At 61.6% G+C, this 13265-nt stretch carries 7 protein-coding genes and 1 rRNA gene; 4 read left to right on the forward strand and 4 right to left on the reverse strand.

Annotated features, from left to right (window positions below; all coding sequences use genetic code 11):
* The first annotated feature begins 92 nt into the window (after positions 1-92).
* On the forward strand, positions 93-1067 hold the full coding sequence (locus tag RMR13_RS08480; RefSeq protein ID WP_310600205.1) for a Gfo/Idh/MocA family oxidoreductase: 975 nt from the start codon (positions 93-95) through the stop codon (positions 1065-1067).
* A gap of 66 nt (positions 1068-1133) precedes the next feature.
* Here the strand turns inward: RMR13_RS08480 and RMR13_RS08485 are convergent, their stop codons facing one another.
* On the reverse strand, positions 1134-2423 hold the full coding sequence (locus RMR13_RS08485) for an IMP cyclohydrolase (RefSeq protein WP_310600206.1): 1290 nt from the start codon (positions 2421-2423) through the stop codon (positions 1134-1136).
* 52 nt (positions 2424-2475) lie between these two features.
* Positions 2476-3486 (reverse strand): NTP transferase domain-containing protein, encoded by a 1011-nt coding sequence (locus tag RMR13_RS08490; protein ID WP_310600207.1) that lies wholly within the window; start codon positions 3484-3486, stop codon positions 2476-2478.
* A 289-nt stretch (positions 3487-3775) separates the two neighbouring features.
* Here RMR13_RS08490 and RMR13_RS08495 point away from each other — a divergent pair, with 289 nt between their 5' ends.
* The 3 genes from RMR13_RS08495 to RMR13_RS08505 all read left to right on the forward strand — a co-directional run bounded on the left by RMR13_RS08495 (position 3776) and on the right by RMR13_RS08505 (position 7388).
* Positions 3776-4699: a homocysteine S-methyltransferase family protein gene (locus RMR13_RS08495; RefSeq protein WP_310600208.1), complete on the forward strand. Its 924-nt coding sequence runs from the start codon at positions 3776-3778 to the stop codon at positions 4697-4699.
* Complete coding sequence (locus RMR13_RS08500; protein ID WP_310600209.1) at positions 4696-7146, forward strand: dihydropteroate synthase; 2451 nt, start codon at positions 4696-4698, stop codon at positions 7144-7146. The genes RMR13_RS08495 and RMR13_RS08500 overlap by 4 nt, the downstream gene beginning before the upstream one ends.
* 68 nt (positions 7147-7214) lie before the next feature.
* Positions 7215-7388 carry a rubredoxin gene (locus RMR13_RS08505; protein WP_310600210.1) on the forward strand — a complete coding sequence of 58 codons (174 nt, stop codon included), beginning with the start codon at positions 7215-7217 and terminating at the stop codon, positions 7386-7388.
* 45 nt (positions 7389-7433) lie between these two features.
* Here RMR13_RS08505 and RMR13_RS08510 read toward each other — a convergent pair whose 3' ends face one another.
* Positions 7434-12956, reverse strand: a complete 5523-nt coding sequence (locus tag RMR13_RS08510; RefSeq protein ID WP_310600211.1) for an autotransporter outer membrane beta-barrel domain-containing protein — start codon at positions 12954-12956, stop codon at positions 7434-7436.
* A 222-nt stretch (positions 12957-13178) separates the two neighbouring features.
* A 5S ribosomal RNA gene (gene rrf, locus RMR13_RS08515) occupies positions 13179-13265 on the reverse strand; the annotation flags it as partial.

Below are 13265 nucleotides of genomic sequence, written 5' to 3' on the forward strand. Positions count from 1 at the left end.
ATCGATCGCCGGTGTCGCCGCCTCATGAGTTCCTGTTGTCCTGGGCTGGAAACGTAACGACCTGGTCCGAGCCCGTAAGCGAGGAGGAGTGCATGCAGCCAACAAATGGTCGATGGCGCGTCGGGGTTATCGGTACCGGTAAGCACGGCAGCCGCTATGCCCGCCATATCGTGCAGGATGTCGAGGGACTGGAGTTGGTTGCCGTCAGCCGTCGTTCCGAGGAGGGCCGGAACCAGGCCGACCAGTGGGGCTGCCGTTGGCATGCGGATTGGCGCGCGCTGGTGGCCGATCCCGCGGTCGACTGCGTCATCGCCGCCCTGCCGCCCACGCTCAACCTGCAGGTGGCTGCAGCCTGCGCCGAGGCGCGAAAGCCGCTGTTGCTGGAAAAACCGATGGCGGTTTCGGTGGCCGAGGCCCTCGCGATCGAGGATTTGTTCGCCCGCAACCGGGTGGGGCTGACCGTCGGCCAGACCCTGCGCTACAACCGGGTGCTCGACCGCCTCCGCAGCCAGCTGGCGGACATCGGCCAATTGTACGGCTTCACCGCCAACCAGCGGCTCGAACCGGCGACCCTTGCCTGGTTGGACGAGCCGGCGGCGGCCGGGGCCGGGGTCACCTTCCATTCGGCGGTGCATGTCTTCGATGCCCTGCGCTGGATCACCGGCCAGGAGATCGTGCGGGTGATGGCCAGGATTCGCTGTGTGCACAGCCAGCGGCTGGAAGATCACCTGATTGCGCTGGTGGAACTGGCAAACGGCGTTATCGGCACGGTGGACTGTTCCAAGATCGGGCCGGCGCGCAGCGGCCGTTTCGAGTTCATCGGCAGCCAGGGCCAACTCCATGCCGATCAGGTCCATCATGTGGGCGAGTCGATCCGGGGGCAGGGGCGCCTGGCGCTGGAGATGGGCGAGCCGGTCAGCACCATCGTGCCGTTCTTGCGGGATTGGCTCGCGTTTCTCCGTGGCAGCCGGCCCAATCCGATACCGGCTTCCGAGGGCGTGGCCGCCGTCCGGGTCTGCGAGGCGTGTTTGCGGTCGGCCGCGAAAGGCGGGTGGGTTACGGTCTAACCCTGCGTCAGAAGAACCGGGAGCGATGGCGTCATCGCTCCCGGTTCTTTTTTTGCTGGCTGGCGTTCAGTGCTTGAACGAGCGTTGGCCGGTAAACATCATCGCCACCTGGGGATCGGCCTCGTTGCAGGCCTGGATCGATTCGAAATCGCGGATCGATCCGCCTGCCTGGAGGATGGCGGTGACTCCTTCGCGGATGCCGACGTCGGCGGCGTCGCGGAAGGGGAAAAAGGCATCGGAAATCATTACCGAACCGGGGAGCCCGGCCCGGTCGGCTCTGACCTTGGCGTCGATCGCCTCCTTGTCGGCCCTGTCCCGTTGGCCGCGTTCGATCTCGGCCACCAGGTCGGCATAGGGCAGGCGGTGAGCGTCGAAGCAGGTGATATCGGCGTACTTGACATAGGCCTTGTGCACCGCGATCTCGGCGACCCCGACCCGGTCCTGCTCGCCCGCGCCGATGGCGGTGGTGCAGCCGTCCTTGACATAGATCACCGAATTGGAGGTCACCCCGTGCTCGATGGCCCAACCAAACAGCATGTCCTCGATTTCGCGGGTTGAGGGCGCGCGCTCGCAGCGATATTCGACCCCCTTGTAGGTGGTGGTCGCGGCTTTGAGGTCGGCGGCCGAGCGGATGGTGTTGACCGCCGACTGCTGAACAATGATGCCGCCGTCGATCAGCGATTTGAAATCCACGAAACGATAGTGTTCGAACTCGGCCAGTCGGGCGATGCCGGCCATGCGGATCACCCGCAGGTTTTTGCGGCGGGCCAGGATGTCGAGCACCCCTTCCTCGAAATCCGGGGCGCACACCACTTCCAGGTAATTTTCCGCCATCAACTCGGCGCATGCCCGATCCAGCGGCCGGCTGGTGACCACTGCTCCGCCGAAGGCGGCAATCCGGTCGCACCGGTTGGCACGGTTGTAGGCGTCGGCCACGCTGGCGCCGATGGCGGCCCCGCAGGGATTGTTGTGCTTGAGAATCACCGCGGCCGGGCGATCGATCAGGTATTTGATGATGTTCAGGCCGTTGTCGACATCGGTAAGGTTGATCTTGCCCGGATGTTTGCCCACCTGGAGCATATCCTCGACCGGGATGGAACTGACCAGGCCGTTGCCCGGCACGATGTACTGGCAGGCGCCCAGCACAAGATTGCCGTTCACCAACTCGTAGAGCGCCGCTTCCTGGTCCGGGTTTTCACCGTAGCGCAGCCCCCGTTCATCGATCGTGCCGTCGGCCATGGGGATTTTCCAGGTTTTTTTCCGGTAGACCAGGGTTTGGTCGCCAAAGGAGATGGTCATCTCCATGGGAAAGGAGTCGCCCAGCAGGGCGGAGTACATTTTCTTCAAATCGGTCATGGTTTGCAAAGCTCCTGACAAAAGGAGAGGTGGTTCGGTGTCGGGACAGGGGTCATCCGTGGCGATGGGTCAGGGGGGCGATGGTGTCGCCCGTGGCGATCGTGCAGTGGGCCAGCACGCTGTTGGCGCCCACCGTCACTCCGTCGCCCAGGGTGCATGCCTGCAAAACGCAACCGCTGGCGATCCGGCAATCCCGGCCGACGACGGAGGCGCCGTCGATGCGCGTCGGTCCCTCGATGACGGTATCCGGGCCGATGGCGCAATCCGGCGACACCAGCACGGCTTCGGGGGCGTACAGGGTCACGCCGGCGAGCATCAGGTCGTGGTTGTGACGTTGTTGCAGGGTGGCGTGGGCTTGCGCCAGTTCGACCCGGGAATTGACGCCCAGGACATCGACGGCCCGGGGATGGACAAAGCGATGGACCGCCAAGCCCTGGCTGCGGGCGATGGCGATGATGTCGGTCAGGTAGACCTCGCCCTGGCTGTTGTCGGTGCCGACCCGGCGGAGGGCGTCGAACAGGAACGAGCGGTCCACCAGATAGATGCCGGCGTTGATTTCCCGGATGCGCCGCTGCTCTCCGGTGGCGTCCTTTTCCTCGACAATGGCCTGGACCGTGCCCTGGGCGTCGCTGAGGATGCGGCCGTAGCCGAAAGGCTGGTCGAGCAGGGTGGTCATGAGGGTCACCACCGCCCGGTTGTCCTGGTGGGCCGCGATCATCTCGCTCAGGGTCGCCGCCTGGATGAGCGGGGTATCGCCGCAGAGGATCATCACCAGGTCGGTGTCGGCGCAGGCCTGCTCGGCGCAGAGCACGGCATGGCCGGTTCCCAGTTGTTCCTCCTGGATGACGGGGGTGACCGTAAACGGTTCGAGCACGCGCAACACTTCCTGCCGCTGGTGGCCGACAATGACCGCGCAGCGGTCGATGGCCGCTTCCTGGACCGTGAGGAGCACGTGGTGCAGCATCGGCCGGAAATACACCTCGTGCAGCACCTTGGCGCGCGCCGATTTCATGCGGGTGCCTTTGCCGGCGGCGAGTACCACGGCGGTGATCGATAGAGTCATGGGCAAATCCTTGGAAACGAGGATACATGGGATGAAAAAAGTAGCCTACTCTAGAAAATAAAACACTTTTTGACAAGGAAGACCTGGCCGGAATCTCCGGGCCGATGGCCGCTCCGGGCGATAATCCACCGTTGCCATGCAAAAAACTTGATGCGAATCCCCTGCGTCATTCTTACAGTGGGCGGGCAGGGGACCGGGGCCGTTCGTGCCGGTTCGCGCGCCGGGCGGCAACACCGGGGCAGGCGCTCCCCGCCAGACATTTTTCCAATCCAGACGAGAGCATCGAACAATGCGACTACACGACCACGAGGTGCTGATCCTTGACGGCGCCTGCGGCACCAATCTGCAGGAAATGGATATACCGGCATCGGCCTGGGAAGGCAGGGAAGGGTGCAACGAGTTGCTCAACCTGACCTCCCCTGCGACCATCGTCGCCCTGCACGCCGGATTTGTCGAGGCCGGTGCCATGGTGCTGGAAACCAACACCTTCGGGGCCAACCGGATCGTTTTGGAAGAGTATGGATTGGCCGACAAGGTGGAAGCCCTCAACCGGGCCGGGGTGGAAAACGCCCGTGCCGCCATTGGCGGCAAACCCGGCGTCTATGTCGCCGGATCGATCGGACCAGGCACCAAGCTGCCCTCGCTTGGGCATATCGAGGTGGACGATCTAGCCGCGGCCTACGAGGAACAGATCCGCGCCCTGACCGTTGCCGGAGTAGATGCGCTCATCATCGAAACCTGCCAGGATCTGCTCCAGATCAAGACCGCCATGACCACCTGCTTTGCCACCCTGGAATCGATGGGGCGCGATATCCCGGTCTTGGCCTCCGTGACCATCGAACGAACCGGCACCATGCTGGTCGGCACCGACATCGCCGCCGCCGCCGTGACCTTCGAGCCCTATCCGCTCTTTTCTTTCGGCCTGAACTGCGCCACCGGCCCCCTGGACATGGAATCGCATGTCCGCTACTTAAGCCGCAACTGGCCGGGCCGCATTTCGTGCGTGCCGAACCAGGGCCTGCCGGAGGTGGTCAACGGCAAGACCTGCTATTCCCTCGGCCCGGAAACCTACGCCCGCGAAATGAAGCGGTTCGTCACCGAATACGGCGTCAGCGTGGTCGGCGGCTGCTGCGGCACCACTCCGGCCCATATTCGCGAGTTGGTGCGCACGCTTGCCGGCGTGCAGCCGGCGCATCGGGAGGTACGCGCATGAAGCCATCGGTTGCGAGTCTGTATCAGGCGGTTGAACTGCAACAGGAGATCCCGCCGTTGTTGATCGGTGAGCGGGCCAATGCCAACGGGTCGAAAAAGTTCCGGGAACTGCTGTTGGCGGGCGATTACCAGGCCTGCGTGAAAATCGCCCTTGAACAGGAGGCCAAGGGGGCGCATGTCATCGATCTCTGCACCGCCTATGCGGGCCGGGACGAACTGTCCGACCTGACCGCTCTGGTGCGGCTCTGCGCCGGCTCCCTCAAGGCCCCCTTGATGATCGACTCGACGACGCCCGCCTGCATCGAGGCCTGTTTGCGGCTCTATCCGGGACGGGCGATCGTCAACTCCATCAATTTGGAGGACGGAGGGGACAATCTGCGCCGAATCTGCCGGGCGGCCAAGAAATACGGCGCCGCGGTGGTGGCCCTGACCATCGACGAAAAGGGCATGGCCATGACGGCGGAGGAAAAGGTCCGGATCGCCCGGGCCATTCATGCCATTGCCGTGGGTGAATGCGGCCTGCGTTCCCAGGACCTGCTGTTCGACTGCCTGACCTTCACCGTTGGCTCGGGCGACGCGAGCCTGCGCGATGCGGCGGTGCAGACCATGGAGGCGATCCGCCGGATCAAGGCGGAGCTGCCGGGATGCCTGACCGCGCTCGGAGTCAGCAACATTTCCTTCGGCCTGGCACCCCAGGCCCGCAAGGTGTTGAATTCCGTGTTTCTGCACGAGGCGGTGAAGGCCGGACTGGACGCGGCGATTGTCGATGCCGCCAAAGTCATTCCGCTGGCGCGCATTTCGGCGGAAGACCGGGATATTTGTCTGGATTTGCTTCATGATCGGCAGGTGCCGGGGGAGAAAGAGCCCCTGATGCGTTTTATCGCCCACTTCACCGCCCGGACGGAAACGCCGGACGAGGAAGGGCAGGGGGACGGCGCCCAACCGGAAGAGCTGCTGTTTCAGATGGTCATGGACGGCGACAAGGAGCAGTTGGAGGATGTGCTGGCCATCTTGCGGGAGCGGTTCGCGCCGATCGACATCATCAACCAGATCTTGGTTCCGGCCATGCGCCATGTCGGCGAACTGTTCGGCAAGGGCGAGATTCTCCTGCCCTTTGTCCTCCAGTCCGCGGAGGTGATGAAGGCCTCGGTCACCCTGCTGGAGCCGTACATGGACAAATCCGAGGGCGATGCCGCCACCACCGTTCTCCTGGCAACGGTGCAGGGCGACGTGCACGACATCGGCAAGAACCTGGTGGACATCATCCTGTCGAACAACGGCTACAAGGTCCACAACATCGGCATCAAGGTGCCGGCCGAGACCATCATCGAAAAGGCCAAGGAAACCCGGGCCGACCTGATCGGCCTCAGCGGTCTGTTGGTGAAATCGGCCATGATCATGCAGGAATCCATGGCTCAGTTCAAGGAGGCGGGGCTGACCGTGCCCATCCTGCTGGGCGGCGCCGCCCTGACTCCCAAGTTCGTGGCCGAATCCTGCGTGCCGGAGTATAGCGGCCCGGTGGTCTACTGTGCCGACGCCTTTGCCGGTTTGAAGGCGGTGCAGGAATTCGAGGCCGGGAAATTGGTCTCGACCGCATACGACGACGTCACCTCGGTCAAGGCCATGAAGCCGGGCATCAGGGTGGCGGAAATCGACAGAACCGTTTCCGTGCCCACGCCGCCGTTTCTGGGGCAACGATACGTTACGGACATCGATCCGGCGGTCTTGTTTCCCCTGATCAACGTCGAGGCCCTGTTCCGGGGGCGCTGGGGATATCGGCGAGGCAAGATGGAGTCAGGCGAATACGCCGGGCTGATCCAGAAGACGGTCCGGCCCCTGTATGAGGAATTGATGCGGAAATCGCTGGCCGGCGGCTGGATTCAACCCAAGGTCAGCTACGGCTATTTTTCCTGCTGGTCGGAAGGAGAGGCCGTGCTTGTGCAGGCCGATGACGCGGTGCACCGCTTTTCGTTCCCCAGGCAAGCAGAAGCTCCGTATCTCTGCATTGCCGACTATTTCAAATCGGCCCGGGAAGGAGGGGATGTCGCGGGATTTTTCATCGTGACCATCGGGCCGAGGATGAGCGAGGAAACCGGGCGGCTCTACGGTGCCAACGCCTATCACGAATACCACCTCCTCCACGGTTTCAGCGTCGAGGTGACCGATGCCCTGGCCGAATACTGGCACGGTGTCATGCGCCGGGAAATGGGCATCGGCGGTACGGCGGCACAGGGCGTCCATGGGGCGGTGATCCAGAACTACCAAGGATCCCGCTATGGATTCGGCTATCCGGCTTGTCCGGATTTGGAGGCGCACAAACCCCTGTTTTCTTTTCTGCGGCCCGAAGAGATCGGCATTTCCTTGACTGAAAACATGCAGATGGTGCCGGAACAGACAACCTCGGCGATTGTGGTCCATCATCCGCAAGCCAAGTATTTTGCTGTCTGACCTGCGAATAATTACCGCAACGGCCTTGGAAAAAAGAGGCTGAAACAGCATCCTTCTCCCGGACGACCATGGCCATGACTCCAGAACGGTACATATGTGTCAACTGCGGCTACATCTATGACCCGGCCGCCGGTGATCCCATGAACGAGATCCCTCCGGAAGTGGCGTTCGCCGGCCTGCCCGAGGAATGGGTGTGCCCCATGTGCTACGCCTCAAAAGACCAGTTCGACCCGCTCGATTGAGTCCTTGCCGCCCCGCCAGCCCGCCCCGGAACAACCGGGTGCGGGTCAAAACTCCACGGAAATACCGATATTGCCGAACACGGTCCGGTCCGCCGACGCTGTCGATTGGTAGTGCCCGGCGCTGGCGGTGAATCGGATCGAATGGCCCATTCTGGCCTCGAAACCGGCCTCGGCGCCCACCAGGGTCTCGCGCAGTTTGTTGGCCAGGGTGCTTTGCTGGCCTGACCAGATGAACGTGGTGTTGGTTTCGTCCCCGAAATCCTTCAAAACACCGGGCATGACCCACAATCTTAAGGTGCGGTCCGGATCCGGCTGCCATGTCTTGGCAAGACGCAGGCTGCCACGCGTGTGCAGGGTGTTGCTGGCGTCAAAGCGCACCGTTGTGGGAGCATTTTGCCAGGGACCAGGGGCGAGGATCAGGTCGTTGAAATCAATATACTGATAAATGGCCTGGAGTTGCGGCTCAAGGCTGATGTTGGTCGTCGGCCAGAGAAAGGCCCAACCCAATTCCAGCGAGGCGGTCGCGCCGATGCCGCGTTGCGAATATGCCTTGTCGTTCGCCGGATGGATTCTGGCGTCATAGAGCGTTGCCTGGGTCACAAGGTCCGCATAGGCGCCGGAAGCGTCCAGGTGGGTGAGATGCAGCCCCACCCCTTGCGCGTCCATGGTGGTTTCGCCGGCATCGGCCACCAGTCCCGAAACCGCGGTGTGCCGGACATCGGCCTCGCTTCGGCCCGCCGTGTACAACAGTCCCAGGCTGGTGCGATGGTGTCCGCCCGCTCGTACCCATAAGTCCGAGCCCATCTGGAACGCTGACACGGTATTGTCCCATTGCACGTTTTCCCCATAAATCCCCTCGTTGCTGCCTCGCCATTCACCCTGGGCGATGGAGCGGGCCCATACATGACGTTCCGTATCTTCGCGCAATGCCGTCGGGTCGCCCATTCGTTGCTGCAACGTGCCGATCGCAGCCTGGCCGAATTCCATGGCCGATCCGGCGAGGCTGCCCACCAGCAACGAGACTTCCTTGCGATAATCGACGTTGTAAGGGGTGTCGTCCCAGTATTTGCTCAGAAACCAGTCGTCGGGAGAGTTCGATCCACCACGGCGCAGCACATAGTTGAACGCGCCCGCGGTGACCGGATGTGCCAGTTCGAAGTCCTCCGGGCCGGTGGTCGCCCCGTTGCGGGTTTCGACAATGCGCACCCCGTCGCCGGTCTGCCGACCCTGATCGCCGACCACTCGGACATCCACCAGGGTTGTGCCGGAGCTTGCCCCGCCGTCAAGAATCAAGGAGTCGGTTGGCGAGCTGTCGCTTCCCAGGATACTGTTGATGGTTAACAGGGATCCGGAAAAGGCGGTCACGCCGCCCCGTATTGTGAAGGTATTGCCCAGGGCGCTCCCCGCCAGGTACAACAGGCCGTGGTTGGCCAGTGCTCCCAAGGCCAGGTTGCCGGTCGGCGCGGAGGGGTCAAGGGCGTTGTAGGCGAAAATCGCGCCATGATTGATCGTGTCGCCGACACTGCCCGTTCCCGAAAGAACCGCGCCTTCGGCAATGTTCACCGGTCCCTGAACCTGCGTCGACCCGGAAGCGCCGGTGCCCACCACGAAAGTCCCGTTGTCGACGTTCGCTCCCGTGACATCGGCGAGGTGTCCGCTGAGTGCCAGCAGGCCGGAGCCGGTCTTGACGATCCGGGTATCCGAGCCGTTCACTTCACCGCTCAGCAGCAAGGTGGTGTCGTCGGGGGTATCGACGGTTACGGCTCCCGCCAGGTGGATGGTGTTGGCCAAGCGGGTGTCCCGGGTGAGGGCCCGCAAGGTCGTGTCCGTCCCCATGGACAGATCGCCGGCTCCGAGCGCCGTGCCGCCGCCCACCTCCAGGGTGCCCGCCGCCACCGTGGTGCCGCCGGTGTAGGTATTGTTGCCGGTAAGCCTCAGGGTGCCGTCAAGTTGCGTCAGCATGCCGCCGTCGCCGCTGACGGTGCCACTGAACAGGCCGCCTTGGCGCAGGGTCAAGGTGCCGGATCCGAGGCGCAGCGATGTTTCGTTGCCCAGGGATTCCAACAGCCCCACGGTTTGCGAGTAGCCGTCCATATCGACAATGGTGCCTTGCGCCAGTGCCAGTCCGCTGGTGTCGCCCAACACGTTATCGACGAGAAAGCGCAAGGTGCCGCTCTGCACGGTGGTCCTGCCGGTATAGTCGTTATTGCCATTGGAGAGCGTCACCTCGCTTGAGCCGGCCGCGATGATAAGGTCGCCGCTGCCGGTGAGCCTGGCTTCAAGGTCCCGGTCCGAGCCCGTGGCGCCTGCCTGCGGCCGAAGCACCAGGGCGTTGCCACCGTGGGTGAGCAGTTCCAGTTCTTTCAGCAGATAGTTGACATACAGGCCGTTTGGCGCCGACGAGCCGGCTTGGGTGGTTGTCAGCCCCACGTCGTAGATGCCCGTGGCCACTATGTCCCCGTCCTGGATGATTTGGACAAGGGTCGGGTCCGCAGTGATGATTTCGGTTTGGGTCACGGTATCGACCAGCTTGATGTTGCTGGCGGTTCCAGCCACGGTATCGGCGGCGATCAGTTGGGTCAGGTGCTCGCCGTTATCCTGTTCGAGCAGATTGACGGCATCGATATCCGTGACATCCGGTCTGTTGAAGCTTGCCAAGGTGACGGCCACCTCGCCCCCATCCAAAGCGAGAGATGAAGTCCGGATGATGCCCTTAGCCTGGTAGTCGCCGATCCTGGCATTGAATAGCAGTTTTCCGCCGTCTATTTCCAGCTGGCCGATCCCTTGATCCGGTTCGGAGGTGGTAAAGGTGCCGACCTTGGTCACATTGCCCGTGCCGAGGTGCAGGGTGGCATTGGCGAGGGCGGCGGTATTGTCGCCTGCCAGGGTAAAGGCGTTGTTGGCAAGGGACACGATGCCGCCAAAGGCGCTGCCGGCTGTGTCGGCAAAGGAAAAGATATTGGCCGTGCCGCCGTTGTCCACGTCCAGCAGCCCTGTTCCTGTCAGGGCGTTGTTGAAGGTATAGCCGCCTTGGGTGCGGACGTTGAGGGTGGATCCGCCTTGTAGGGCCACCCTCCCGCTGCCCAGGTTGTCCATGCTTTCGGCGGCGCTCACCGAGGCAATCTGGCCGATGTTCAGGATCCCCTCGGCAACAATGGTGCCGCCGGAGTAGGTGTTGGTGGTTGACAGCGTCAGGGAGCCGTCCCCTTTTTTGGTCAGGCCGGTTCCGTCCCAGCCGGAGGCAAAAGTTCCGTTTTGGTCGGCAAGCGCCACATCCACATTAAAGTCGTCCACCGGCGAGCCGGCATCGATGGTGAAGGTTCCGGTGCCTGCCTGGTCGCCGCCGGCGGTCCAGGCCAGGTCGAGACTCCCTGTGCCGGAGGCGATGTATTTCTTATTGTTCGGCGTCTTGCCGCCGGTAACGGCGTTTCGCACCACGATGAAATCATAGGGCGAGGCATAGGTGCCCCCAGCCATGGTAAAGTCGCCATCAATGGTTCCCGTGGCACTCTCCACCACGGTGAATGTCTGGGTGTTGGTGGTGAGCGGCAGTGTGCTGGCCCGGGACAGCGAACCCGGCGTCAGATCGGCGACAGTCAGGAAATTTTTCAACTCCAGGGTTCCGCCTATGGTCACATTTCCCGTGGCATAGACAGCGGCTGTGCTTTTCGGTAGACCGGCAATGTCGATGACGATATCGCGCAGGCTGTCGATGGAACCGCCGGCGTAGACCAGACTGCCCTGTACGTCGGTATCCACGCCATTGTTGACGGCAATGTTGTCAAAACTGAGGCCTGAGAGCGTACCGATCGTCCCCGAACTGTAGATGAGTCCGCCCCGAATCGTCGGAGCATTGGCGGTGATACCGCTGAATCGGGTGTCGGTGATGGAGCCGGTAGCGGCATTGGCGGGCGTGGTACCGTTGTATGCGCCGATCAAACCGCCGTAAATCCCGGCAGTGGCGACGGCGCTGTTGTTTTCGAAGGTGGTGTCGGCCACCGATGCGATGGTTGCCTTGGCATTGGAAATGGTACTAGCGGCGTTGACCGCGGCCAGCATGCCGCCGTAGATGTTGACTGCGTTCACAGTGTTGTTGAAAAAGGAAGAATCGCTCACGGTGCCGAGCGTGGCCGATCCGTTGTACGTGCGTGCAGCCACCAGGCCGCCGTAAATGTTGCCTTGACTGCTGGTCACGGTGTTGTTTGAAAAGCGCGACGCATCCACGGTGTTAATGGTTGCGGTGCCCACGCTGGTGGGCTTGGTGGCCACCGCGGCGGCCACCGCTCCACCGAATAGATCTTTGGTGGCGGTTACCCTCATGTGGTCGAACTCGGTGTTGTGAACGGTGCCGATAACAAGTTTGTCGCCGACGTTGGCGGCGTAGTTGGCGTGCGCGGCCACCGCCCCACCATAGATTGTGCCGCCCTCGACGGTGAAGTTGGTGAAGTGTGAATCCGTTATCGTATCGATACGGATGTCGCTTTGCGTGCCCGTTCCATAAAAACCGGCATACACTGCCCCGCCGGCCAGCATTATCGTGTTGCTGGTCATCGCGGTGATGTTGTTGAAGGTGGTGTCGCGTATCGTCCCGATCTGTGCATCGTGGTAGTCCGAATTCACGCTGATCACTCCGCCGGCAAGATACTGGGTGGTGGTCGTGGAAGTGAGCTTGGCGGTGATGTTGTTGAAGACGCTATTTTCAATGGTCCCGATTGTGGCGGTAATGTTGCTGCCTTCGGTTGCTCCTTTCGAAGAGGAATGCGCGCTGATCACGCTGCCGACGAGCCAGGAATTGGTGACTGTCCCCGCGATATTATTGAAAATACAGTCCTTGATTGATGTTATTTCCGCATCCACCGTAGGAGAGCCGGAAGAACCGTAGACCATGGCCGAAAGCGCCAGACCGACCATTTCCCTGGACGCCAGTTGCGTGGTGATGTTGGCAAATACACTGTTGCTGACTTCTTTGATAATGGCGGAATGATTGTCGGTGGTGGCTGTGGAATAGAGAGCTATTCCTCCGAGATTGTGGGGAGACGTGAAAGCGTAGGTGCTGTCGCCCGGGACGACGAAATAAAGATTTTGCAGGACGAGTCCACTGGCAGCGTTGTCAACACCTCGGAAGATTTGCCCGTTGGCGCCCGCTTTTGCCTGGGTGAGCCTGTTCAGACCGGAGGCACTGCCCGCCGCGTTGACAATGGCATTTATATCGCTTGCGAGTGTTGCTGATGAAGGATCCAATGCCTGCACCGCTGCACCCACGGAATAGCTACTTGTTCCCCGCACCGTGAGGTTGGGTTTTGAAAGGGTTATATACGCAGTCAGGGTAGGGTTGACGCCAGGGGCGATAGCCACAATGTCGCCAGCGGCAAGGCCAGCATAGGTCAATGTATTTCGTAACGTGTTCGAGCCTGAATCGGCGGAGCTGGTGACGACCCAGGTTGTGGCGTGGGCGGAAACGCTTCCCACCCATGAGCATGGCAAAAAACAGCTTAGTGCAATGCCAATAGTGCCCGTTACATTCAAAACGGAGCATGCGGTGCCAGATGCAGATGATCGAGACATCATCCTCAGTAGTTACAGATTTTACAGATCGGTTCGATGTCTATGGAGACATTCATTTTTTGTCACTTTGTGGCAGTTGGGAGTGACGTCAGGCGGGGTGTTTCCAGCGTTCAGGAAAAAACACTTTATATTTTGGATATCCAATTCGCGAGGAAAAGTAAAGCGGGATAGCAAAAAAGAAAAGCCTCTGAGCCATTTTGAATGGTTCAGAGGCTTTAAAAGAAGGATCGGCGGCGACCTACTCTCCCACATAGTCTCCCATGCAGTACCATCGGCGCTGAAGAGCTTAACTTCCGTGTTCGGAATGGGAAC

It is taken from the genome of Desulfobulbus sp. (assembly GCF_031547805.1).
Taxonomy (GTDB): Bacteria; Desulfobacterota; Desulfobulbia; order Desulfobulbales; family Desulfobulbaceae; genus Desulfobulbus.

Coding starts and splice junctions, on each gene's coding strand:
- RMR13_RS08485 (WP_310600206.1), bottom strand. CDS start 2,423: ATGACCGATTTGAAGAAAATGTACTCCGCCCTGCTGGGCGACTCCTTT.
- RMR13_RS08495 (WP_310600208.1), top strand. CDS start 3,776: ATGCGACTACACGACCACGAGGTGCTGATCCTTGACGGCGCCTGCGGC.
- RMR13_RS08510 (WP_310600211.1), bottom strand. CDS start 12,956: ATGATGTCTCGATCATCTGCATCTGGCACCGCATGCTCCGTTTTGAAT.
- RMR13_RS08500 (WP_310600209.1), top strand. CDS start 4,696: ATGAAGCCATCGGTTGCGAGTCTGTATCAGGCGGTTGAACTGCAACAG.
- RMR13_RS08490 (WP_310600207.1), bottom strand. CDS start 3,486: ATGACTCTATCGATCACCGCCGTGGTACTCGCCGCCGGCAAAGGCACC.
- RMR13_RS08480 (WP_310600205.1), top strand. CDS start 93: ATGCAGCCAACAAATGGTCGATGGCGCGTCGGGGTTATCGGTACCGGT.
- RMR13_RS08505 (WP_310600210.1), top strand. CDS start 7,215: ATGGCCATGACTCCAGAACGGTACATATGTGTCAACTGCGGCTACATC.